We start from the raw sequence: 24,217 nt of genomic DNA, 5'->3' as shown, positions 1-24,217 counted from the left end.
AAATTATAAGTCATTCCTGACCGTCACACTTATCTGTGCTTTTTTTCAGGTGTACATTATTTCCATGTCGCTCACATTTGGTGCCGATGTGAAACAAATTCTGGATATGAAAATGCCGCCTGAATTTCAGAAAGCCATTGGAATGGCCGGCCTCAATTTAAACGATCCATTGGGTTTTACCGGAATTGGATTTTCGTATGTTTATCTGTTTTTCAGTATTGCATTTGCCAGCGTATTTGCAACCATCGTATCGAAGGAATTCAGTGAAAAAACAGCGGAGTATTTATTTTCACTGCCGGTAAAACGAGTAAATCTTCTGCGCACAAAAATTTTATTTTCGCTCACTTATGTTGTGTCAGCAGCTTTGATTCTTTTTCTTGCAACGGCCATTGGAATGGGCGCCATCATTGGCGGCGAAATACCATGGTTAACCATTACGCTAATGACGCTTGCATGGATTCTTGGCGGTGCCGCCCTTGGCTCTGTTGCATTTCTGATCTCCTCCTTTTTCCCGCGATCACGCACAGCATCGGCTGTTTCGATGGGTGTGGTATTAGGAATGTATTTGTTGCAGGTTGTTATTTCAATGAACAAAGAACTTGATTTTCTGAAATACATTTCGCCTTTCGACTGGTATAAAGGATCAGAAATCATTAATATGAATGAACTTTCTGTGGTGTATTCGCTCATTGCCATTGGTATTTCAGCGCTGTGTTTGTTCTTTGGAATAAGACGTTTTAATCGCATGGATGTGTTGATATAGGCATAGGGCATGCGGTGCGGTGCGAGCAAAGTTCGGCCCTTCCCGACGATTCCACGTCAGCAATGACGTGTTTAAACCCCTTTTAGCGGACGGTAGAATGTCAGGGAATCACAAGTCTTAGCCCAGCTGTCATTCAGAGTGTTTGCGGAAGTAGCTTGAAAAAGCAGCAGACTCCAAATGTATCGAAGAACGACAGCTGGGCTGCTGTCTCCTTCGATACGTCGCAGGTTAATCGCTTGAAAATCGCTTTATGAGCGACACTCAGGATGACAGCAGTTTTTATGCTGACGGTAGAATGTCGGGAAAGCTGGCTTCTAAAAATTTTCTATCTTTGAAATCATGGAATATACAGCAATAATTCAACGCCAGCGCGATTTCTTTCACAGCAATGTCACCAAAGATATCAGCTTCAGAACTGAACAATTGAACCGATTGAGAACTATTCTTCAGACAAACGAAAAGCGGCTCTGTGAGGCCATTTACGATGATTTCAAAAAAGGAGAATTCGAGACCTATGCCACCGAGCTTGGAATTTTGTACAGCGACATTGGCGAATCGTTGAAAAAAATGAAGCGCTGGAGTCGGCCAAAGCGCGTTCTGACCAACATTCCAAACATGCCAGCACGTTCGTTTATTATGCCTGAACCGTATGGAGTGTGTCTCGTTATCGGCGCCTGGAACTATCCGTACCAGCTTTCGTTCGCACCAGCCATTGCCGCTCTGGCAGCAGGAAACACTGTTGTTTTGAAACCCAGCGAATTGTCATCACACACATCGGCATTGATGGCGGAACTGGTAAATAATAATTTCGATCCGGGCGTTTTTCATGTGGTTGAAGGCGGCGTGCCCGAAACAACAGCATTGCTGAAAGAAAAATTCGATAAAATATTTTTCACCGGAAGTGTACCTGTTGGAAACATTGTTTACCAGGCAGCCGCCAAAAACCTGACTCCGGTCACGCTGGAGTTGGGCGGAAAAAGTCCAGCCTTTGTGTTTGCCGATACCAACCTCGAGGTCACTGCAAAACGCCTTGTGTGGGGAAAATTTCTCAATGCCGGTCAAACCTGCATAGCGCCTGATTATGTGCTGGTTGAAAATAAAATCAAGGAGAAATTTCTGCAAGCCATCAAGGCTCAGATAGATGATTTCCGCTATTCCTTCGAAAATAAAAATCATGTGCAGATCATCAATGAGCGCAATTTCGATCGTCTGGAAAAAATGATTGACACAATAAAAGTATTCACCGGTGGCGAACACAACCGCGAGGAGCGATACATCAGCCCGACAGTGCTTACGGATATTGAGTTTTCACACCCGGTGATGGACGATGAAATCTTCGGCCCCATTCTTCCTGTGATTGGCTTTGATGACCTTGAAAAAATAATTATCGAAGTAAAGGATCGTCCAAAGCCGCTTGCCTGCTATGTTTTCACGAAAAGCAAAAAAATTCGCAGAAAAATATTGCATGAAATTTCGTTTGGCGGCGGTGCCATCAACGACACCATCATGCATATTTCAAATCCGCGGCTGCCCTTCGGAGGCGTGGGTCACAGCGGCACCGGAAGTTATCACGGCGAAGCCGGTTTCCGTACTTTTTCGCACTACAAAAGCGTTATGTATAAACCATTCCGCTTTGAACCCAACCTGAAATATCCGCCTTATACAAAAGGAAAAATGAAATGGTTGAAACGGTTTTTGAGATAATGCAATAAATGAATTACTCAATATTTGTCATATCAGTTTCTTTGCTTTTTGGGCTTGTTTCATGCAAACAAGCTGACATTAAAAAAGAGATCGTCGGCGCATGGTATGTTGATGACGGTTATATAATTCCTAACGACGATTTTTTAAATCATCTGCAAACAACAAAGATTCGCAAACCGGCTGGCTGTGATCAGAAAGGATTTTTTCTTTTTTCTGATGGTCAGGCAGAAGCATTCCGTGGATTCTGGAATGACAAAAAAGACAACAATGATGCATATTTGGGAACGATCGGATCATGGGAAATCCGGAATGATTCAATTATCATCACTGATCCGCTGAAGAAAGAGTGGCTTAAAAGCAAAATTATCAGGATAGATAAAGATACGCTATTCCTTTCAAACAATGAGAAACCAACAAACTGGGTTCGGTTCAGGCCAACGTTTCGTCAGGTCAAATTTGATTCTCTGCATCTGAATTTTTTCAATGGATGGAATATTTGGCATCGATATTCACTGTTTTCAAACGGCAAATTCAATCTCACATACATATATGATGAAGAATCGTTTTGCACCGGACAACTAGATTCTGCAGAAATGAAAAATATTTCAACCCGACTGTCTTATTCGGACATTTTAAATTGTTCCCGCGAAACATATTCATCAGGTGTTGATGCTGCCGTATATTCTTTCACAATATTCTATCATGGGAATATATCAAAAAAAATCGTTTTCAGTCATTTCAATGCTCCGATGAAAACATCATGGGCCATTCTATATGTTTTTAATTTGCTCCAGCAACATGCCAATGAAAACTGCAGTATAAAAATCATCAAACCATAGAAAAAAATGAAAAGAATATTTGCTGTCGCCTCGTTTCTTTTCATTGTTTTTCCTTCCTGTAAGGATATAAATGACATTTCTGAAACATATTCCAATCCCGAAATAACAACTTACACTCAAATTGATTCCGTATACAATTCGTTTCAGAAAATCAGTTTCAGTGAACTGCCGCAAAAATACCGGGAGGTGACAGGTCTCACCAAAAGCCATGAAAAGACATATGCTAACAGGGAGTTTCTGATTATCCGCCGGAAAGATCTTGACAGAAATCTGGTCGCTGATGTTTCCGTTTCTGCATTTCTGCCTGAATACAATCCCATCTGCCCGCCATCATTCAGTTGTGGCAGAAACACCTTTTTTCTTCTGGTAAAAAAAGAACTGTTGTACAGAATTCTGGATCTGAAAATAGCGCTTGAAAAGAATGGTTACAATAAAAACGGTTTTGCTGTTCGTGAAAGTTTCCGGCCACCGGTTCTGAACGAGGCTGTGGGCGGCGCCCGCGGCAGCCAGCACATGTATGGCAATGCCGCCGATCTGATCGTTCGGGATGTTGACAACAACGGAACAGTTGATGTCAGAGATAAACAGATTTTGCTTGAATTGCTCGAAATAATCATTGGCAACTCTGGCGGAATCGGACGCTATCCGGGCACAACAACCATACACATCGATGTGCGTGGATTCCGCTCCAGATGGGATTTTCAGAAATAATAAATAAAGTTTGTTCCGCTTAATAATCAAGATGATGTTGCGAATTATGATAGCACATTGTTTTTTCTCGAATCAAAATCGGGTTGTGCGATGGAAAATTGCCTAACTGACTTCCGGATAATTATGAGTCTGGGTTATGACATGTACGATATCTCCCTCGAGCTCGAATTCCGCGACGGTGATGTTTTTATTGTGAAAAATTATATGGATGCTTTTGAACTGGAGTAAAACAAATCCACTCATATTCAAAAGTTTTATTATATTTGTTTGAATAACGAGAATCAATATCACTCTAAAACATACTGCTATGAAAAAGTTTTTACTGTTTGCCATTGTTCTGTTGTCGGTTTGTATCACATACGCACAGGGCGGATGGAAATTTGTCGGATACGAATTTATCGACGGCACCAAAACTACCGAAACGGTCCTGGCTGGAACAAGTGACTACATGGTCGATGTAGCAAAATTTTCGGGTAACAAAGGGAATATAGAAATTGTCAAAAAACGCAACGACAAAAGCAGTGGAAAGTTGCTAGCCGGCGTTACGTATAATGTCACATGGACCGATCCGCAAAACACTATTTTTCCCGGTGATATTATTCGCATGAACTATACCTTGAAAACAGTGTCCTCCACAAGCTGGAAACCAGAGCAGCAAAGCGCCAAATTTGAGCAGGGAATCTATGGCATTTATCTGGCCAATACCGCCGGAGAAATATACTTCAATAAAGATTTCAGCTCACAAATTTCGAGTCAGAAAGCCATTGACAAGGGATATAAAGACAAGGAAATCAAAAAACTAGTAGTAAACATGGGCAGTGGTTTCAAAGCCGTTTATTCCTACGAATGGAATGCCACACTCACCCGCTCCAATATTACCGAAACACCCACCAACACAACCGTTGCTGGCAATAAGCCCGGCTGGTATTTTGTGAAATACGAATTTTACGACGCAACCAACACCAGCGAAAAGCCATTGGCAGGAACCAGTGATTACATGGTTGATGTGGTGAAATTTTCGGGGAACAAAGGAAACATAGAAATTGTCAAAAAACGCAACGATAAAAGCAGCGGAAAATTGCTGGCAGGCGTGACCTACAATGTTGTCTGGACGGATCCACAAACATACATTGCTGCCGGCGAAAAAATAAAACTGAACTATACGCTGAAAACAATTTCTACTACTGCCAGCTGGAGACCAGACCAACAAATGGCCAAATTCAGTCAGGGCATTTATGGACTCAACCTGGCCAATAGCGCCGGAGAAATTTATTTCACCAAAGATTTTAGCTCTGAAATTATCAGCCAGAAACCTCTTGAAAAAGGGGCGAAAGAGAAAGATCAGAAAACCCTGACGGTTTTCCTCGGCGGCAGTTTCAAAGCGATTTATCATTACGAGTGGAGAAATTGAGTCTGAATTAGTTTTAAGTTGACTTCAGGTTGTCTTTTTGTTTGAAAAGACAAAATGCCGTATTATACCAAAGTAAAATATATAATGGTCCTGCAATCTGAAGGCGGATGTCTCAAAACGAAGCCTTCTTCAAAACAATATTCCATCGTCCGATAGCGACGTAGGAGCGAAAGGATATGGAATCGTTGTTTTTGAAGCTGTTACGACGATTCCATATTCCGGCCTGTTTATAAAACCCTCGAAGAGTTTGGAACTCTTCGAGGGTTAATTTTGGCCGGAACGATGGAATATCGTAACGATTTTCAATTTTGAGACAACCTCAATATAGAGAGGGCTGTTGTGAGAAACACAGAACCCGTATATTTGTACCACCTGATTAAAAATGAAAACCAACCTCCGCGACCGCTTTGTATTGTTCCTGTCGTTGACGGGCATTGCCATCATTGCGGTTACCGGACTGCTTACGTATCGCATTGCACGTGACTCGGTGACAGACCGGACCTTCTCACAGCTTAAAACCATTCGCAATGCGCGAAAATTTCAGTTGGAACAATACTTCCGCGATCGGCAAACCGAAGTGTTGCAACTTGGGCTTTCGCAGGAATTAAACAATGTTTTTTCAGCATTCAACCAGCAATCCGAACAACTGCAATCAGGCGATACGCTTACTCTTTCTACAGCTGGCGATTATCTTTTTTCAGCTGTTTTTGACCGGCCGGGACACCATCAGCTACTATTGGTTTCAACCGACAATAAAAGCTTCATCATTTCCCGAAATCAAAAAAAACAAATTGTTGCTGACTATTTTTCCGAAGTTAATAACGCTCATTATCTAATAACGGCTCAACAATCAATTGCTGAAAACGCCGTTCAAATAAGCGATTATGACACAACCAATGGTTTGCCGCTGATGTACGTTTTTGCACCTGTTCTTGAAAAATCAAAAATCATCGGTGCTGTTGGTATTAGTATTTCAGCCGACGCATTGAACAGTATTTTACTCGAACAAAACGACCAGAACGGACTTGGATACAGCGGCGAAGTATATATAATCGGCAGCGACTATATGATGCGCAGCCAATCGCGCTTCTTGAAAAAATCGGTCATGAGTGTGAAAGCGGAAACCATTCCTGCCAAACAGGTTTTTCAACAGAACGAAGGTGAAATGATCAGTAATGATTATCGGGGCATTCCGGTATTAAGTTCCAGCAGTCGCTTACAGATTCCGGGACTCGACTGGGCCATTCTGGCCGAAATCGATAAAAAAGAAGCGCTGATGCCCCTTCTAAACTTACGGAACACGCTGCTTTTTGTAAGCATTGCCATTGTATTCATTCTCGTTTTTGTTTCTTTCTGGCTTTCCCGGTTTTTTACACGTCCGCTTTTGCGGTTGAAAACAGCTGTTTCACAAATAAGCACAGGTCAGCTGGGTGTGCAGGTCGATTATCAAAGCAACGATGAGCTGGGCGAGCTGGCGGGCGCTTTCAACGAAATGTCGCAGAAGCTTTGTGAACAACAACAAGAAATATCCACCCGCGAATTGCAACTTGAAGCCGAAAGAAGTCAACGGATTGAATCGTTTATCGAGGGCCAGGAAAAGGAACGCCAGCGGCTTTCACGCGAATTGCACGATGGTATAGGACAGATTTTTGTTGCCGCTCGTTTTCAACTGGAAAGTATGGGGCAATACGAAAACATTCAGAATCTGGCTCCATATGCGGCTTCGAAAAAATTGGTCAATCAGGGAATCACCGAATTGCGTAAAATATCGAAAGGGCTTGCGCCTTCCGAATTGTCGGAGTTTGGCCTTACAAGCGCACTTCGTAGCTTATGCAATCAAATGGAAGAAAGTTCCGGAATAAAAATTATTCAAGCCATCGACGAAGTAACACTGCCACTGAGCGAAATGGAAGCAACACATTTGTATCGCATTTTACAGGAAGCATTGAGCAATGCGTTAAAACACAGCAATGCCTCTGAAATTAAAGTTGGATTTTCCTTTAATACCCCTTTGATTTTGATGCAAATTCAGGACAACGGATGCGGATTCGGATCGGAAGAAACTGCGCGTGGAAAGGGGCTTGCCAATATCAGGGAAAGAGCCGCCCTGATTGGTGCCAACCTGAATATTGATTCAAAACAAAACTGTGGAACAAAAATAGAACTGCACTATACATTAAACGAAAGTCATGGAGCATAAAATTAAAATCATGCTGGTTGATGATCACGACATTGTGCGTGACGGCGTGAAAGCGATCATTTCAGGAACGCAGGACATCAACGTCGTTGCTGAGGCCAGTTCGGCTGCAGAAGCTCTTAATACGCTGGAGAACACTTTTCCCGATGTTCTTATTCTCGATATTTCGCTTCCCGACAAATCGGGGATTGATGCGCTTCCGCTGATTTTGCAGATGAGACCTGCTTTACCAGTACTCATTCTTTCCATGCACAACGATGAAGAATATATCATTCGTGCTATTAAAGCTGGCGCAAAAGGGTATCTGCCAAAAAACATTCCGGCGCGCGAACTCACCGATGCCATACGTCGGCTTTATGCCGGCGAAGAATATTTCGGTGAAGCCACTTCCGACGTGCTGCGAAAAGCTCTGATGCGAAAACTGGAAAAAGAAGAAAATCCGGATCCATCGACAGAGCCATTGTCTCAACGCGAAAACGAAGTGCTACACCTGTTCTGCGAAGGACTTTCCAATCTGGAAATTGCCGGGAAACTATTTATCAGCATTCGCACTGTTGAGACTCACAAAACGCATATCATGCAGAAACTGGAATTAAAAACAACGGTGGAGCTGATTAAATATGCCATCCGAAATAAAATCATTGAAATCTGATTTTCCTGACTTCGCCATTAGGACACTATGGTTATATTTTTATAGTTTTGTGATGATACATCCAATGAATAGAATTGAAGAGTATCAATGCATGTCATGAATTTTAACCGACCTGCAGCGCAGGTCAAATAATAATAGCCCGGCAAAGCCGGGAAAGAGAAAGAAAAAAACCGACCTCGGAGAGGTCAAATAAAGGATAATCAAAACAATATTTTTTCACGATAACAGGGGTGTTAGACCCTGACGGGGTCTTGTTTTTTGTGCTATTCTACATCCGGCTTCACGTAAAACGTGACAAGTTCGCCGGACGCTATTATTGTTTGACATCCTCCGGACGTCAGTATTCTTTAAGAAAGAAAACGCAAAGTGTCGAAGTCAGGAATAGTTGAGCTGATTAAATATGCCATCCGAAATAAAATCATCGAAATCTGATTTTAGAAAAATACGTGAATCACGTAGGACTTTTTCAGAAAGCCACGTAATCATTTCCGTTAATTCGGTATTGTACATCTGACGCAGTATTTATTGCTTTGCTTCGAATTAAAACGAAGCATATGAAGCAAAAATTTTTATCAGTATTCTTTTTTCTTTGCGTGTCTCTGATTCCTTATTTCATGGAAGGTCAGGAAAAAGACACATCAAAGGTAGAATTAAACAGTGGGGCAGATATCATGAGTCGCTACGTGTGGCGGGGAAGTGATTTTGGCTCGTCACCCAGCATTCAGCCTACGGTTTCGCTCACTGGTTTCAACTTTACATTCGGAGTTTGGGGCGCATTTGCCACCAATAATTTTTCACAGGCGCAAGAAACCGATTTGTTTCTCACCTACACGCTGAAAGACAAGATTGATATTACGGTTACCGATTATTTCTTTCCGAACGAAACCCCGGGAGCATTCAATAATTACTTTGAATACAACGACTCATTGAGCGGGCACATTTTCGAAGGCACCATTAAATGGAAAGGAACCGAAGAACTGCCTTTGTCGTTTCTTGTTGCTGCCAATTTTTACGGCGCCGATACCCGACATGCCGATGGCAAGTTGTTTTATTCGACCTATATGGAATTGTGCTACAGTGGTAAATGTGGTAGTACCAGCTACGATCTTTTTGCGGGCTTCACACCGAACAAACCAAACGATGCCGATAAACTGGCAGGCGTTTCACGCGGGTTTTACGGCAACACAATGGGATTTGTCAATCTCGGATTAAAAGTAAAAAAGGATGTGAAAATAAGCGGAGATTTCACGCTACCATTGTCAACTTCTTTCATTGTAAACCCCATGGCGGAAAATATATTTTTGGTTTTTGGATTCACACTTTAAAAAATAGGAGAATATAAAAATGATTGACACAGGTTCAACCGGCTTTATGTTGCTTGCAACAAGCCTTGTAATGCTCATGACTCCGGGTCTGGCATTTTTCTACGGTGGATTGGCCACCAAACGAAATATTTTGGGCGTCATGATACAAAGTTTTGTTTCGCTTGGCTGGACAACGGTTTTATGGGTTGCTTTCGGTTATTCACTTTGTTTCAGTGGTGGTGACGGCGGCATTTTCGGCAATTTCGACAAGGCTTTTCTGGCTGGAGTTGGAATGGATTCGATGTACACCAACGGACAAATTCCCGAATTTGTTTTCATTGCCTATCAGATGATGTTTGCCATTATCACACCGGCACTCATTACCGGAGCATTTGCAAACCGCGTGACTTTCAAATCGTATATGATCTTTTTAACCGTGTGGCAAATTCTGGTTTATTACCCATTTGTACACATGATCTGGGGCGGGGGGCTACTGGCCGACTGGGGTGTTCTTGATTTTGCCGGAGGTATTGTTGTTCATGCAACCGCCGGATTTGCAGCACTGGCATCTGTTTTTTATGTCGGTGCCCGCGTTGATAAAAACAGCACGCCCAACAGCATTCCGCTGGTCGCAATCGGAAGCGGACTGCTTTGGTTCGGCTGGTATGGCTTCAATGCCGGCAGCGAAGTGGCTGTTGACAACATAACTTCGCTGGCCTTTTTAAACACCGATATTGCTGCATCGTTTGCAACCGTGGCGTGGGTTATCATTGAATGGATACACGTCGGCAGACCAAAGTTAATCGGACTTCTGACCGGTTCCATTGCAGGATTGGCAACCATTACGCCTTGCGCCGGGTTTGTTCCGCTATGGGCATCTCCGATTATTGGCATTGCCGCAGGCGCTGTTTGTTATCTGGCCGTGCAATTAAAAAACAGAATGAAATGGGATGATGCGCTTGATGTTTGGGGTGTTCACGGAATCGGAGGTGTTATCGGAACTGTTCTGCTGGGTGTTTTTGCCTCTACAGCCGTTAATGCAGCCGGAGCCGACGGATTGTATTTCGGTGGCAGCGATTTTTTCTTCAAAGAAATAGTAGCCGTGGTTGCTGCCGGTGCCTACGCCTTTATTTTCACCTACATTATGCTTATTCTTATCAATCTGTTTGTAAAAGTTCGCGTTAGTGAAGCACAGGAAATGGAAGGATTAGACAGCTCCATTCATGGTGAAAACGCTTACGATTCAGGCGCTCTCTGAGTTTTGTGTTTGGGTACAATTTGAATGTAGCGGGCGAAAGTTTTCGCCCGCTTTTTTATTTTATACCGTGTTTACTTAAATAATAGTCCAATATTAAAACCGGATTGCTTGCCAATTTATGTTTGCTAACGGCATAAATGCCGTGTTGAAAACAATTTATTTGTTCATTATTTTTCAACGGCACATACCAAATTTGAAATTGAAGTACGTCTTTGGACAATCTGCAATTTCAATTTGGTATTAAACATTTCTCCTATATTTGTTGAAAATTATCAATTGTATGAAAAAACAAAAATTTCTTTTCATTTTCTGCGCGATGCTTTCTTTTGCATCAACCGCTCAGCTAGCAACCGAAAAACGCATCGAAATTGAACTGCGGAAAGGTTATTCATATGAAAAGATCTATCATTCTTCTGAGGGATTCTTTGTTATGGCATCCACAGCAGATAAAGAGGTTGATGGACAGATCGAAGAAAAATATGATTTTTACAATAGCGATCTGGAATTGATAAAAACAGAAACCATACTGGTGCCAGAAGGATTAAATTACGATCTGTCATATAGCAATGATGAAAGCTTATTCATTTTGTACAATAACTGGAAAAAAGGAGAGTTGTTCATTTCGGAAATACAGATAAATATGCAGGAAGTATCGGGAACAAAGGTAGCCATCGAACCAAAAGCATCAATTGATAATATGATAGTGTTGGGAGATCAGGCTTACTTATACATGTTTACAAAAGAAGGTCATGAGTTATACAATATTGATCTTGAATCCGGAACAGGAACAGAAATTCCTTTTCATTTCGGTTCAAGAACCTCGAAATCACTTGATTTATTCTACTTTCAGGTTCTGGAAAGGACAAAAGAAATTTTTTTCATTGAATATGTGTACAATGAAAATGGATCTTATGAAACCTATATTATTAGTATTACAAAAAACAATACTATTAATGATCCTGTCAAAATCTCCGAAAACTTTGAAAATGGTCTTTTATCAGTAACTCCATACAGGATTGATGAAGAAACAATGATTCTGACAGGAACATATTCTAAAATGAATCAGTATTCACAAGGTATTTATTTTTGTCAGGTGACAAATGGTTTTATTGACTACATACATTACTATAACTTTCTTGATCTGAAAGATTTTATTCCCTATTTGCCTGAGCAGGCGCAGAAAGAAATAGAACGCAAACAAAAAACCGCAGAAAAGAACGACAAGGAACTTCTTCTTAATTATTCGATGGTGAATCACGATATTATCATTCTTGACGACGGATACCTGTTTCTGGGAGAAGCTTGCTATCCAACTTATAAGGAAATTATCTATGAAAACAGCTCGCAAATCGTATTTGATGGCTATGATTATACACATGCGGTTCTCTGTAAATTTTCAAAAACTGGTGAAATAATGTGGAACACTTGCTTTGAAATGGATCCGGCATATAAACTACATGTTCCTAAATGTTTAATAGCTGTTACTGAACAGACAAATTCTCAGATAAGCATGGTATATGCCAGTGGAAATGACCTGATTTCAAAAACAGTAGATTATGATGGAGAAATAGTCAATGAAGAAAAAAAGACGTTTTTTGAATCCGGCGATAGTAAAACAAAAAACACTTTCTCCCATTTAGAACACTGGTATGGATCCAGTTTTCTTGCATATGGTAGTCAGGAAATCAAAGATGGCAATAAGAAAAGGAAAGTTTACTTTATAAATAAAATTGAATTTTGATGTTGCATATTAATTGTATTTTTACAACAAATATAAAAATTCAAACAAATGAAACAATTGTTTTTTAGTTTTTTGCTGCTGCTTCTGATTCAGGCCGAAGCACAACTCAGCACCGAAAAACGCATCGAATTTGACCTGCGCAACGGCTATTCGGGCGAGACCATTTATGAATCGACCAAAGGATACTTTGTTCTGGAGTCCCAGGCCGATGATGATGTTGATGGACAAAAAGAAATAAAATACGACCTCTACAGCGGTGATTTAGAGCTGGAAAAGACCGAAACCGTTCTGGTTCCCAGGGGAATGCGATTCAGCGAATTGTATTACAACGATGACTTTGTGTATAACATGTACTTAAATAAAAAGGGTGAGTTTGTAATCACCGGGGTACAGATGAATACGCTCGATATTTCTAAAACAACAGGGGTTATGCCGCCCAAAGCATTTCCCCGAAGCATGAAAGTGCTGGGCGATCAGGCGTGGTTTCTGGCTTCTGTAAAAAAAGCACCTGTAATATATAGAGTGGATTTGGGCTCTGGAAAAGGAACAGCGATTCCAATAAATATTGGAGCCTTCACTTCAAAAAAATTATCAAGCGAAAATTATCAGATTCTTGAAAAATCCAACGAAATTCTTTTGTTTGCCCGCGCCAGTTTAAGCAAGACTGTAAGCGAGCTTCACATGATCCGGATTTCGGAAAACGACAATGTGGAAAAAGCCATAAAAATTTCGGGAGCAGGCGACAATTCAATCGTTTCCATTTCGGGATGTAGGGTTAATGACAGTAAAATAATCATCACCGGCACCTATGCAAAAAAAGGACTGATGTCCGAAGGCCTTTTCTTTGGCGAGATTGAAGACGGTGCCATTAATTACATTCGCTATTACAATTTTCTCGATTTAAAAGATTTCCTCTCATATCTGCCAGAAAAAAAACAGGAAAAAATCGAAAAGAAAAAAGCAAAAAAAGAAGCTCAGGGAAAAGAAATGTCGCTTGATTACTGGATTGCAGATCACGATGTGATTGTTCTTGAAGATGGTTATTTATTCCTTGGCGAAGCCTATTATCCAACCTATCGCACCGAAACCCGCACAACTGTTGGTGCCAACGGAGCCGTTTCAACCTATACCGTTACCGTTTTTGACGGCTATCAGTACACACATGCGACCCTTGGGAAATTCTCAAAACAAGGCGAACTGATGTGGGATGTCTGCTTTGAACTAAACCCAGGATACAAGCCGTTTTCGGTGAACCGCTTTATCGCTATTTCAGAACAAACTGCTTCTCAAATAAGCATGGTTTATACGTCAAGAAATGAAATCGTTTCTAAAACCGTTGACTTCGACGGAAACATTCTCAGTGATGAAAAATGGGACTTCATCGAAACCGGCGACGAATCTGAAAAAACCAAACGAACTTTTTCAAATGTTGATTATTGGTATGGAAATTATTTTCTTGCCTATGGCAGCCAGGTTGTCAAAAACGGAAAAGAAAAACGCAAAGTGTATTTTGTGAATAAGATTGGTTTCTGATGCTATAAACAACACTGTCACGGATAAAATTCCGATAGCGATCGGAACCGCGCCAGTGATAAAAGAAACACAAAAAACACATGGCGCGGATTTGCAACCGAAGCGCTGAAAGCGCTGAGCTCATGAACTCCTTTAAAGGTCGTATAATGAGTGAATAATCCGCGCCATGTGTTTTTTTACACGATGTTAAATTTTAATCGTCTTCCATCTTCCGCGGCGGAGGTAACACTTATTGTTAATAAATAGTTTCTGTTATTAAAATAATTTTTTAACTTTGACATGAATTCACCGTCAAACAGAAAATTTCTTCTATAAACTATAAAATTGTAATTCTATGAAAAAACTTTTATTGCTTTCATCCTTCCTGATAATGACATTGGTGATGTCCGCACAAAAAATTGAAACATCGGTGTATCAGAATTGGACCAACGACACGGTGTGGCAAAACTGGCAGCAAAGAGTCTATGAATACGACAGTAATTTCGTCAAAGAAGTTGAATGGAGACTTCTGTGGGATTCGGTTGCAACACAATGGGATACTACTTCAAAAATACGGTATGTCAATAACGCAACCGGCCTGCCAAACCAGATAATTCAAACCAGCAGGGATTCTGTTACCGGGTTGTTCACGGCTGACTCTTCGCGATATACAATTAACTATTCCCTGTCGGAAAAAGAAGATACGGTGCTGTGGGAAATCAAGACCGGCGGTGTCTGGTATGACAGGTTACGTACACACTTTATATATGACACCAATGATTTCCTCATAACTAAAACAGGGGAGTTGAATTATCAATCGCCATCAGCATGGGAAAACTACTCCCGGTTTGAATACATCAACAATCCTGACGGAACCGTTCAGAGCGAGACCATATTCAGATGGGACTCCGTTTCAGATGCCTGGATAAATTCTCAGACAACTGCTTATACCTATAATGCCTATCAAAAGCCTCTGACCACAACAATCGACCATAACTCCGATGGCAGTATAGATAATACAATCGAATATTTTTACGATGCAAGCAATTACCTGATTAAAACGGAGCAATCTGTATCCAGCGATTATTACGAGGGATACTACACCAACAATACATCGGGACTGCCTGTTGAAATAGTGACCCAGATCCTTGACGATACCGTTATGGTCAATTTCACAAGAATAATCAACACTTACATTTACAACACAAATGATCTTGGTGAAGAATTATCGTTTTCGTTCAATGTATTTCCCAATCCTGCCGGCAATGTTTTGAACATTAAATCGGCAACTCCATGCAGCCAGGTTCTGATCAGCGATTTGACAGGCAAGATTATTTACGATAAGCAAATCAGCGGTTCTGAATACACCATAAACATTGAATCATTGCCGGCTGGTCTGTACGTGATAGTTCTGAAAAACAGCACCGGAAGCGGGGCTCGAATGTTTGTGAAAGAATAATTGCTATTGCAAAACATAGCTTTGAATTAAAAAAATGGCGTGGATATGTCTTCCACGCCATTTCTTTTTTACAATTTAAATTTTAATCGTCTTCCATCTTCCGCGGCGGAACCACCACAACGCCAGAAATGCCATGAAGGATTCTGCTGTCAGAATGGAAATATAAACACCGTTCGACCCGGCGGAAGTATTAAACGAAAGCCACAGTGCAAGCGGTATTTCGACCAACCAGAATGCAGCAAACATAAACCAGGCCGGACGCAGTGTGTCGCCGGCAGCATTGATGGAATTGAGCATGACAGAGCCAAGTCCATACATGATCATTCCAAAACTCACCATGCGCAATCCTTTGGCTCCGGCTGCAATTACGTCGGCTTCGTAGCTGAAAAATCCGATAATCTCCGACGGAAACAACGCCATGAAAACGCCGGCCGTTCCCAGAAAAGTCATGTTGAGCCACGCGGCACTCCATGCTGAACGTTCGGCACGGTGCGGTTTTCCGGCACCAAGATTCTGACCAACCATTGTAGCGGCTGCGTTGCTGAATCCCTCGGCAGGCAAAAGAAAAAACAACACGATGCGAATGGCTATGGTATAACCCGCCACCACCACACTGCCAAATTCGGCCATAATACGCATCAGAATAATCCAGCTGGCTGTGCCAATCAGATGCTGACCAGTGACACCGGCAGCGAGCCGAAAAATTTCACCAATAGTCCGCCAGTGAATCATTATAGCTCGCCGTGTTATGCCGATTAAATGCTTTCCATTGAATAAAATATACAACTGCATAATTACTCCGACTGAACGTCCGATCAACGTTGCAATGGCAGCACCTTCAACACCCATGGCCGGTATCGGTCCCCATCCGAAAATGAGAATGGGATCAAGAACAATGTTGAGTCCGTTGGCCACCAATAACACCTTCATGGCCGTTGCCGGATTTCCCGATGAACGAAAAATGGCATTGGCAGCGAAAAGCAGCATAATGAGCGGCGCTGTCCCCAACGTAATGGCGGTGTACACGCCCATGTTGGATGCAACGTTTTCTTCCGCGCCCATCATTCGCAGCAAGTCACCTGAAAAAATGATTCCTGCAATCGCAATTGGTATTGAAACCAACAGCGTTGTCAGCAACACCTGAAATGATGTGATTGAAGCAGCCATAAAGCGCTTCGCACCTGCGCGGCGCGACACAATAGCCGTTGCAGCCACCGCCATACCTATTCCGATTGCATAAACAATTGTGTTGATTGATTCGGTAAGTCCGACCGCCGCCACAGCTTCGGAACCCAGTTTCGACACAAAGAAAATGTCGGCAATGGCAAACAGTGATTCCATGAGCATTTCGAGCACCATGGGAATTGAAAGCAGTACGAGCGCTTTCGATATTCTGCCGTTGGTATAATCATATTCCTTACCGGCAATAGCATCGCCTATAAGCGAGCCCAGGCGCCGGATACCCTGAAAATTGACACTGAAAAGAGAGAATTTGTTTTGATTTTTATATTGTTTCATGGGGTCTTCGTTTTATGTGATTTTGCATGCCCGGATCCTGTCCTGGCTTTCTTACAAACATTGAACGAACAATGGCTGCGGATACAGCTTTGGTGATGGTCAGGCCCACGGCCTCAAAATACAGTGTTTTCATTTTTTTTTGTTTTGGTTTATATACGGTTTTAACTCTCCGCTGGCTTCATCCGCCGGAGAATTTCTTTGTTGAGAAAATCTGTTGTATTGCGGAATCAGCGCTCTGCCACAAAAGTGACAGTCATAATGACAAAATTGACTGCGAGCGATTTCATAAATTTTCCGCGATGGTTTGAGGGTACAAATTTAAATAATATTTTATTTGTACGCGGAATTTTTATATGAAAAGATGAAAAAAACAGACAAAACCATAGTATCTTTGATAGATTGATTCGTTTTGCAGCTATCTTTGTTTTTTAATTTTGATATCATTAAAAAACTATGAATAACCGAAACAATATTCTAGTATTTGTTTTGCTCATTTTGCTACCGGCATTTTCGTCGGCACAGGATGAACAAAGAATCCGCCTGATTGAGCTTTACAGCGATTTGGGAGGAAATTACGAAATTAACTACAACGGAACATTCACTCCGGTTGCGCAACATGGTTTCGGAATCAACACCACGCTGGGGCGCAAGCACGGTGGATTATTCGGATCCTACACCTACCGGCTTACTGATATTGAGGATTTGGTGCCTGGTGCAAAAAACACGGTCAGTCATGAGTTTTTTATGGGCTCGCGCTATTATCCAATGATTCCAACATTTCTGATCGGGCCAACAGCTTTGAGATTAACCGGAACCGCCGCCATTGGCTGCGACTGGAACTTCGATCTGCGGTTTATGTATCAGGTGGGGTTTGAATTATCGCCGGTGCGAAGTACCATTGGTGTCACCGTTCATTTCTATAATTCGCTCGGCACTTTCAACACAGAAGGATATCCCGGCAAATCATTCTGGGCTCTGCGACTGGGTTTGATGCTTGGACCATCCATGAAATAAAAAAAATATTCGAAAAATTCAATACAATGAAAACTTTAAAAAGCCTTTTAATCTCCCTGTTTTTTTTGATGGGTTTTCTTTGGATTATGCCGCTGGCCGCGCAGCCCGACAATTACAACTGCACCTGCAGTTTATGCCATTGTTGGTGCAACGCTCCACTGTCAGCTCATACAAATCCTGATTGTCCAATTGGAAAAAGCCAGAATCAGAGCTCTGGACAAACAACTTCATACAATACTGAACCTGCAGCTCTACCCGTTTTAAGCGACGCTGCAAACGAACATTATACAGAATATCTGCTTGAACAGGCGCGAATAGTAAACAACCGGGGCGTTGAAGCATATAAAAAAGGCAATTATGCAGCAGCCGCAGCGGCGTTCCGCAAAGCATTGAAGTACGACCGAAACAACAGCATGTACAGCCAGAATCTCGATAATGCCGAAACAATGCTTAAACGAGAAAAGGCAAAACAGGCGAAGCAAAAACCTGTAAATAACAACAGTGCTGCTGCAACGGAATATCTGGCTGAGATGAAGGCCTTCTCTGATTGCATCAACGAAAACAAAAAATCGTATCAGACTGTTCAGAAAAAACTGAATAAACAACTGGGCAGTTATGTGCCTCCGCTTAGATCGCGAAAAGTCGTCAAGGAGGGCGTCATTCTTGGCATGAGCAACACGGCCTCTGAAAATTCAATTGTAAAAAACAAACTGGTAAGTCCATTCTCGGGAAACAATGTTCCGTTTTACGCTACCTCGGATAATGCGGCCTGGACTGACCTTGGGCGTGTTTCGCTTGACAATCTTACAACCGGAAAATACACCTCTCTAAATACAGAAGTTGGAAAAGAGCTGGTGAAAGAATTGGATAATACATATTTTGAAATATTGATGGCGCACAGCAATGGTGCAACAGTGACCGAAGCGCTGCTCCGCGCCGATGTTATTCAGGCGAAAGAACTTCACATTATGGGAGGCGATCGATCGCTCACAAACATGGGCGGCTATGCCGATCTGATTGCCACGGGCAAAGTCGAAAAAGTGGTAGTATGGCTCAACCCCGCCGACTATGTTCCTTACGGGACTTCGCTGGTCGATATGTTTATGAACGGATCGCACGATAAAAATCTGCAGGTCGAAAATTTCAATGCCTATTTTCAGCATATTGCAGATGAGCTAAAAGCAACCAGCAACATTGATTACCGCTGGCTGAGCGGCCCAGAATTTTCGGACAAGGGACAAACCATGCGTCTCACAAAAGACAACGCCTTTGATGCACATGATCTCAAAATATATTGGGACAACATACGCACTTATCGTAGTTTAAGCCCCGAAAAACAACAGAGATATAATTACAATATGTGGGATTGGCTGAAATAAGATCGAGAACAAGGTCAAGATCAAGGTCAAGGTCAAGATCAAGGTCAAGATTAAGGTTAAGGTTAAGGTTAAGGTCAAGGTTAAGTGGGCGGAGCCATAAAAAAAGCTGCGAAGCTCTATCAGATGCGCTGAAAGCGAAAAATACATTAGCCGATGGCAAGGCCTCGGGTCAAACGTGCGCAGCACCAGTAAAGGAGATTAAGGTTGTGGTCACGCATTGAGCATTGCGCTCAATGTCGGATGCTATATATCAGCTCTCAACACATTGGTGCATTAGCACATAAATTCGTATTTTTGCAAAAAATTTCGAACCAGTATGTTACAAACTGAAGCAAAGATGAACTACAAAGTAAAAGATATCGCGCTGGCCGATTGGGGCCGCAAAGAAATTGAAATCGGCGAAAAAGAAATGCCGGGCCTGATGGCATTACGCAAAAAATTCGGAACCGAAAAACCGCTGAAAGGCGCGCGCATAATGGGTTCGCTGCACATGACCATTCAGACGGCCGTGCTTATTGAAACACTGAAAGAACTCGGTGCCGACGTACGCTGGGCCAGCTGCAACATTTTCTCGACACAGGATCACGCGGCCGCGGCCATTGCTGCTGCCGGAACGCCCGTTTTTGCCTGGAAGGGCGAAACCCTCGAAGAATACTGGTGGGCCACTTCTCAGGCCCTCAACTTCGACGGTAAAGGCCCGCAGCTTATCGTTGACGATGGCGGCGATGCAACGCTCATGATTCACTTAGGTGCTGAAATCGAAAAGAATCCTTCGCTGCTCGACACACCGGTTCACACGCCCGATGAAAAAGCATTATATAAAACACTGAAAGAAATTTATGTTGAGAATCCAACGCGCTGGACAAATCTGGTGAAAGAATGGAAGGGCGTTTCGGAAGAGACTACCACCGGTGTTCATCGTTTGTATCAGATGATGGAAAAAGGTGAATTGCTTATTCCGGCTATCAATGTAAACGACAGTGTGACCAAATCGAAATTCGACAATCTGTATGGTTGCCGCGAATCATTGGCCGACGGAATCAAACGCGCCACCGATGTTATGATTGCCGGAAAAGTAGTCGTAGTCTGCGGTTACGGCGATGTTGGCAAAGGCTGTGCCCATTCAATGCGTTCGTACGGAGCCCGTGTGATCACTACTGAAATCGACCCTATTTGTGCTCTGCAGGCCGCTATGGAAGGTTTTGAAATCACTACCGTCGAAAACGCACTGCCGGAAGGAAACATTTATGTGACCACCACCGGAAACCGCGATGTCATTACCATTGAGCACATGGCCAAAATGAAGGACGAATCAATCGTTTGCAACATCGGCCACTTTGATAATGAAATTCAGATGGAACAACTGGAGAATTATCCCGGCATCAAAAAAATCAATATCAAACCACAGGTTGACAAATATATTTTCCCTGACGGACATTGCATTTATCTGCTGGCAGAAGGCCGCCTTGTGAATCTTGGCTGTGCTACCGGACATCCTTCGTTTGTGATGAGTAATTCATTCACCAACCAGACCCTGGCTCAGATTGAACTCTGGAAAAACAAATACGAAGTTGGTGTGTACCGCCTTCCAAAACATCTGGACGAAGAAGTAGCCCGCCTCCACCTCGATCAGCTCGGTGTAAAACTTACACAGCTCACAACCGAACAGGCCGATTATATTGGTGTTCCGAAGGAAGGCCCTTATAAAGCTGATCATTACCGCTATTAATAGAAAACAGCCCTCAAAGAAGCATACCAGAAGCTGTCGTCATTATTTGCACCACTTACCATTTTTCCGTTCAGGTAATAAGTATATGTTCCGGCCATTACATTGAATTTTCTGGTCAACATTGTGGAATGGCTTGTATTTGTAGAAGACGGATATGATGCTGGTACTGAATGTATATGCAATGTATAAATTTCTCCTTCGTCAGTGGGGGTAGTTCCGATATTAAGATATAATAGATCCTCAACGCCACTTACATGTCCAATTCTCGTCCAAACACTTGCAATCACCTCAATGGTTCCTGCACATGGAACTGTTATCGTCACCCAGGCCCCATCATAATTTACAATGGTCGATGTCAGGTATGTAGTTGATCCGGAATTACGTGTAGCAAAGATTCCATTGTAATAACCCCAGAAGGGAGCTGCTGTTCCATTGGATTTCAGCACCTGTCCAGATGTGCCAGCAGGAACTCTTGTCCAGTTGTTTCCGTCATAAAACAGCATATCACCTGCAGCCTGACTCAGAACTGAAACTGAAACAATATTGCTTGAGCTGATATTGATGCCGTTTCCTGCGGAAAGTTGATCCTGTTTGTCATTCCATCTCGCCGTATCTGTTCCCGTAATATCCGAAGCCAAAGAGACATCGAAAATAGGATCCACCTCAGAAAAACTATCCAATTTTCCATTCCAGTACGCCGTGTCAACAGTGGAAATATTGGCAGCCAGAGAGGCACTAAAAACCGGGTCTGTTTCATTTAATTCGCCTGAAAGGCTTTCGGCTGTTTTTGCATGCAACGCATACGGCACGCTGAGCAACTGGCTCGTACCAGATATGCTGTAACTGGATCCGCCGGATGGATCGGTTTCCGTTTTAATAAACAAAGGGCCATTGGTCCAGTCAATAGATTCAAAAGATCCCAGAACAGGGGTTCCACTACCGATTTCGATGGTCACAAGGCCGTTGCCATTGGTGGAGGTATTGTGTGTTTCAACATATATCGTCGCCCCGTAAATAGAGCCCTGCAGAATACTGATGCGCATACCAACCGTTTCGCTTAAGATCAGATTTCCGCTGCTGTTGCGTATTACCGCCTGATAGCTGATTTTATCAGGACTCTGAGCCTGCAATGGCAGCGAGAATAACACAGCCATTAATATTGGAAATAGCTTTTTCATGATTATTTGTTTTTGACGACTTTAAACATTTTTATTAGGCTTTCCCCTTGCATGAGATTTAGAAAATAGATCCCCGAAGAAAAAGAGCTCATGGAAATTTTAGTCTTGGAATCAGTCACCGCACGACTTTCAATGATGCGTCCTTCAGGATCAAAGATTTTATAATTCAGGTTCGTCCGGGTCAAATCTTCAATCTGCAGAATGATGAAGTCGGCTGACGGATTCGGAAAAACCAGGCAAATCAGATCTGTTGAAGCAAGCTCCATTCCCGTGATTTCCGAAATCTCATACGGTTGCTGAACACCTTCTGTAACATTGCTATTTGTCCCGCTGGCCGATGAATAAAATACCTGACCAACACTATAACTTACCGAGCCTCCGCTGCCCGATATAATGCCTCCGGTTGCATCAGTTGTTTGTTGTGCAAACAAATCTGTTGTGGTTGTTTCCAGAAGAAATAATGCTAAAAAAATAAGCCTGATGTTTTTCATATTACTTTTTATTTAATTGAATAAGTTTTTAAAACAAAATTGTCAATTAAGATCAATCCATCCGGGAGTGGAGGTCTGTGGTTCAACATATATTTCGAAAACCGCATCATACGAGGTAATATTCATGCCGGTCCAATAAAAATCACCCCCCGAATAGGGATTGCTGGTCGATATTAACCAATCAAATCCGTATCCCATCGGATCAAGCACATTATCTACAATATTGATTGTATATTGCATGCCGGCAATCACAAAAGTATTGTCCGGATAAATGGAATACATTGTCCCTCCCGCAATATAAGTAACATACACGCTTTCGTTATACAAAACAGTTCCCCCATTTCCGACGCCGTTCCTGATTTTAATATTTGCAATCCCTCCCGAGCCTGCGGCGTTCAACATTACTTTTACACAACTAATCCTACCAGTTGTTACAGCGGTAAAGCTCTGAGATTTGTCATTAGAACCACTTGCATTGTTAAAAAGATTCTGAATGACATCGAGTTGCTGCGAGAGATAATTAAAAATCAATGAATAACCCTGAAATTTTCTTTCTGTCAGGTTATAAATTATCATGCCTTCTGCCGGAATAAGCGAATCCCTTTGCGCAGTAGTCATACGTGAAGGAAGAAAAGCGCTGGACGTTGAATTGATTTCAATCGCGGCATCTGGTGTTGTCGAGGTAGCTCCAACCGTAAGATGGCCTAAATTGACCAGACTATCTCCTCCTGCGTCTTTTCCTGTTGATAAAACACCCTGGATGTCCTGAAGTTCATTTGTCACCGAACCATCGGTTTCCGCATCAATTTTAGCGTTCCAAAAGGCAGTATCCAAACTGCTTATACCACTGGCCACAGACACAGTGAATAGAGGATCAGCTTCATGAATGTCGCCGGAAACACTATCGGACACAAGTGCGTGTAAGGCATAGGGAACACTGAGTAATTGACTCACTCCCGTAATTGTGTACGATGTTCCTCCTGTAGGATCCATTTCTGTTTTAAGAAAATAGGGACCATCCGACCAATCGATAGAATTGAAATCACCTGACAAAGGAAGTCCTCCGCCGATTTCGATTGAAAACAAACCATTGGCATTGGTTAATGGGTTCGGAATAAATATTTCCTCATATACACATGTGCCGCTAGACGAATAATGAAGTAAACTTATTTTTATCCCTACTGGCTGATTAACAACTAACTGACCACTTATGTTTCTTAAAACAGCCTGATAGCTTATTTTCTTTGTTATTTGCGCTTCAATGAAAATTGAAGCTGATGCTAAAAAGACTAAACAAAAGATGATAGCTTTTTTCATAGCTCTGCTTTTAAAGTTTTGCAAACTCCCAAATATAAGG

Annotated in this window: 20 protein-coding genes; 16 read left to right on the top strand and 4 right to left on the bottom strand. The window is 42.3% G+C overall.

What is annotated here, in order from left to right:
• Positions 1 to 64: 64 nt before the first annotated feature.
• The 12 genes from A2W93_09325 to A2W93_09270 all read left to right on the top strand — a co-directional run bounded on the left by A2W93_09325 (position 65) and on the right by A2W93_09270 (position 15,551).
• Positions 65 to 763 carry a hypothetical protein gene (locus A2W93_09325; protein OFY54497.1) on the top strand — a complete coding sequence of 233 codons (699 nt, stop codon included), beginning with the start codon at positions 65 to 67 and terminating at the stop codon, positions 761 to 763.
• A 339-nt stretch (positions 764 to 1,102) separates the two neighbouring features.
• Positions 1,103 to 2,467, top strand: a complete 1,365-nt coding sequence (locus tag A2W93_09320) for an aldehyde dehydrogenase (protein ID OFY54496.1) — start codon at positions 1,103 to 1,105, stop codon at positions 2,465 to 2,467.
• Between the two features lie 8 nt (positions 2,468 to 2,475).
• Complete coding sequence (locus A2W93_09315) at positions 2,476 to 3,306, top strand: hypothetical protein (GenBank protein ID OFY54495.1); 831 nt, start codon at positions 2,476 to 2,478, stop codon at positions 3,304 to 3,306.
• A 6-nt stretch (positions 3,307 to 3,312) separates the two neighbouring features.
• Complete coding sequence (locus A2W93_09310) at positions 3,313 to 4,017, top strand: hypothetical protein (GenBank protein OFY54494.1); 705 nt, start codon at positions 3,313 to 3,315, stop codon at positions 4,015 to 4,017.
• A gap of 307 nt (positions 4,018 to 4,324) precedes the next feature.
• Positions 4,325 to 5,428 (top strand): hypothetical protein, encoded by a 1,104-nt coding sequence (locus tag A2W93_09305; protein OFY54493.1) that lies wholly within the window; start codon positions 4,325 to 4,327, stop codon positions 5,426 to 5,428.
• A gap of 382 nt (positions 5,429 to 5,810) precedes the next feature.
• Positions 5,811 to 7,628, top strand: a complete 1,818-nt coding sequence (locus tag A2W93_09300) for a hypothetical protein (protein ID OFY54492.1) — start codon at positions 5,811 to 5,813, stop codon at positions 7,626 to 7,628.
• On the top strand, positions 7,618 to 8,277 hold the full coding sequence (locus A2W93_09295; GenBank protein ID OFY54491.1) for a hypothetical protein: 660 nt from the start codon (positions 7,618 to 7,620) through the stop codon (positions 8,275 to 8,277). The genes A2W93_09300 and A2W93_09295 overlap by 11 nt, the downstream gene beginning before the upstream one ends.
• 554 nt (positions 8,278 to 8,831) lie before the next feature.
• Entirely contained in the window at positions 8,832 to 9,602 is a 771-nt protein-coding gene (locus A2W93_09290; GenBank protein ID OFY54490.1) for a hypothetical protein, read from the top strand.
• 19 nt (positions 9,603 to 9,621) lie between these two features.
• Positions 9,622 to 10,839 carry an ammonium transporter gene (locus A2W93_09285; GenBank protein ID OFY54489.1) on the top strand — a complete coding sequence of 406 codons (1,218 nt, stop codon included), beginning with the start codon at positions 9,622 to 9,624 and terminating at the stop codon, positions 10,837 to 10,839.
• 280 nt (positions 10,840 to 11,119) lie between these two features.
• Positions 11,120 to 12,580 carry a hypothetical protein gene (locus tag A2W93_09280; protein ID OFY54488.1) on the top strand — a complete coding sequence of 487 codons (1,461 nt, stop codon included), beginning with the start codon at positions 11,120 to 11,122 and terminating at the stop codon, positions 12,578 to 12,580.
• Between the two features lie 48 nt (positions 12,581 to 12,628).
• Complete coding sequence (locus tag A2W93_09275; protein OFY54487.1) at positions 12,629 to 14,113, top strand: hypothetical protein; 1,485 nt, start codon at positions 12,629 to 12,631, stop codon at positions 14,111 to 14,113.
• 334 nt (positions 14,114 to 14,447) lie between these two features.
• The gene (locus A2W93_09270) at positions 14,448 to 15,551 is read left to right on the top strand and encodes a hypothetical protein (protein OFY54486.1); all 1,104 of its coding nucleotides are present in this window, start codon (positions 14,448 to 14,450) and stop codon (positions 15,549 to 15,551) included.
• A 75-nt stretch (positions 15,552 to 15,626) separates the two neighbouring features.
• Here A2W93_09270 and A2W93_09265 read toward each other — a convergent pair whose 3' ends face one another.
• Complete coding sequence (locus A2W93_09265; GenBank protein ID OFY54539.1) at positions 15,627 to 17,012, bottom strand: MATE family efflux transporter; 1,386 nt, start codon at positions 17,010 to 17,012, stop codon at positions 15,627 to 15,629.
• A gap of 83 nt (positions 17,013 to 17,095) precedes the next feature.
• On the opposite strand from A2W93_09265, the gene A2W93_09260 reads away from it, so the two are divergent.
• From A2W93_09260 to A2W93_09245, 4 genes are all read left to right on the top strand, one after another.
• Positions 17,096 to 17,377, top strand: a complete 282-nt coding sequence (locus A2W93_09260) for a hypothetical protein (GenBank protein OFY54485.1) — start codon at positions 17,096 to 17,098, stop codon at positions 17,375 to 17,377.
• 145 nt (positions 17,378 to 17,522) lie between these two features.
• Entirely contained in the window at positions 17,523 to 18,083 is a 561-nt protein-coding gene (locus A2W93_09255) for a hypothetical protein (GenBank protein ID OFY54484.1), read from the top strand.
• A 68-nt stretch (positions 18,084 to 18,151) separates the two neighbouring features.
• A complete protein-coding gene (locus A2W93_09250; GenBank protein ID OFY54483.1) occupies positions 18,152 to 19,462 on the top strand; it encodes a hypothetical protein in 1,311 nt (436 codons plus the stop codon).
• Positions 19,463 to 19,778: 316 nt separating this feature from the next.
• Positions 19,779 to 21,191, top strand: a complete 1,413-nt coding sequence (locus A2W93_09245) for an adenosylhomocysteinase (protein OFY54482.1) — start codon at positions 19,779 to 19,781, stop codon at positions 21,189 to 21,191.
• Here A2W93_09245 and A2W93_09240 read toward each other — a convergent pair.
• The 3 genes from A2W93_09240 to A2W93_09230 are packed head-to-tail and all read right to left on the bottom strand — an operon-like array spanning position 21,188 to position 24,177.
• Complete coding sequence (locus tag A2W93_09240; GenBank protein ID OFY54481.1) at positions 21,188 to 22,369, bottom strand: hypothetical protein; 1,182 nt, start codon at positions 22,367 to 22,369, stop codon at positions 21,188 to 21,190. The genes A2W93_09245 and A2W93_09240 overlap by 4 nt on opposite strands.
• Positions 22,370 to 22,371: 2 nt before the next feature.
• Positions 22,372 to 22,860, bottom strand: coding sequence for a hypothetical protein (locus A2W93_09235; GenBank protein ID OFY54480.1), 489 nt, complete (start codon positions 22,858 to 22,860; stop codon positions 22,372 to 22,374).
• Between the two features lie 42 nt (positions 22,861 to 22,902).
• A complete protein-coding gene (locus A2W93_09230; GenBank protein OFY54479.1) occupies positions 22,903 to 24,177 on the bottom strand; it encodes a hypothetical protein in 1,275 nt (424 codons plus the stop codon).
• Positions 24,178 to 24,217: the final 40 nt, after the last annotated feature.

Source organism: Bacteroidetes bacterium GWF2_43_63, assembly GCA_001769275.1.
GTDB lineage: Bacteria > Bacteroidota > Bacteroidia > Bacteroidales > DTU049 > GWF2-43-63.
The sequence above is the reverse complement of the archived record's forward strand: the minus strand, read 5'-3'. Positions and strand labels throughout refer to the sequence as shown.

Bases quoted from the DNA above. Each gene is read 5' to 3' on its own strand.
- A2W93_09325 (OFY54497.1), top strand. From the start codon at position 65: ATGTCGCTCACATTTGGTGCCGATGTGAAACAAATTCTGGATATGAAA.
- A2W93_09320 (OFY54496.1), top strand. From the start codon at position 1,103: ATGGAATATACAGCAATAATTCAACGCCAGCGCGATTTCTTTCACAGC.
- A2W93_09315 (OFY54495.1), top strand. From the start codon at position 2,476: ATGAATTACTCAATATTTGTCATATCAGTTTCTTTGCTTTTTGGGCTT.
- A2W93_09310 (OFY54494.1), top strand. From the start codon at position 3,313: ATGAAAAGAATATTTGCTGTCGCCTCGTTTCTTTTCATTGTTTTTCCT.
- A2W93_09305 (OFY54493.1), top strand. From the start codon at position 4,325: ATGAAAAAGTTTTTACTGTTTGCCATTGTTCTGTTGTCGGTTTGTATC.
- A2W93_09300 (OFY54492.1), top strand. From the start codon at position 5,811: ATGAAAACCAACCTCCGCGACCGCTTTGTATTGTTCCTGTCGTTGACG.
- A2W93_09295 (OFY54491.1), top strand. From the start codon at position 7,618: ATGGAGCATAAAATTAAAATCATGCTGGTTGATGATCACGACATTGTG.
- A2W93_09290 (OFY54490.1), top strand. From the start codon at position 8,832: ATGAAGCAAAAATTTTTATCAGTATTCTTTTTTCTTTGCGTGTCTCTG.
- A2W93_09285 (OFY54489.1), top strand. From the start codon at position 9,622: ATGATTGACACAGGTTCAACCGGCTTTATGTTGCTTGCAACAAGCCTT.
- A2W93_09280 (OFY54488.1), top strand. From the start codon at position 11,120: ATGAAAAAACAAAAATTTCTTTTCATTTTCTGCGCGATGCTTTCTTTT.
- A2W93_09275 (OFY54487.1), top strand. From the start codon at position 12,629: ATGAAACAATTGTTTTTTAGTTTTTTGCTGCTGCTTCTGATTCAGGCC.
- A2W93_09270 (OFY54486.1), top strand. From the start codon at position 14,448: ATGAAAAAACTTTTATTGCTTTCATCCTTCCTGATAATGACATTGGTG.
- A2W93_09260 (OFY54485.1), top strand. From the start codon at position 17,096: ATGCCCGGATCCTGTCCTGGCTTTCTTACAAACATTGAACGAACAATG.
- A2W93_09255 (OFY54484.1), top strand. From the start codon at position 17,523: ATGAATAACCGAAACAATATTCTAGTATTTGTTTTGCTCATTTTGCTA.
- A2W93_09250 (OFY54483.1), top strand. From the start codon at position 18,152: ATGGGTTTTCTTTGGATTATGCCGCTGGCCGCGCAGCCCGACAATTAC.
- A2W93_09245 (OFY54482.1), top strand. From the start codon at position 19,779: ATGTTACAAACTGAAGCAAAGATGAACTACAAAGTAAAAGATATCGCG.
- A2W93_09240 (OFY54481.1), bottom strand. From the start codon at position 22,369: ATGAAAAAGCTATTTCCAATATTAATGGCTGTGTTATTCTCGCTGCCA.
- A2W93_09235 (OFY54480.1), bottom strand. From the start codon at position 22,860: ATGAAAAACATCAGGCTTATTTTTTTAGCATTATTTCTTCTGGAAACA.
- A2W93_09230 (OFY54479.1), bottom strand. From the start codon at position 24,177: ATGAAAAAAGCTATCATCTTTTGTTTAGTCTTTTTAGCATCAGCTTCA.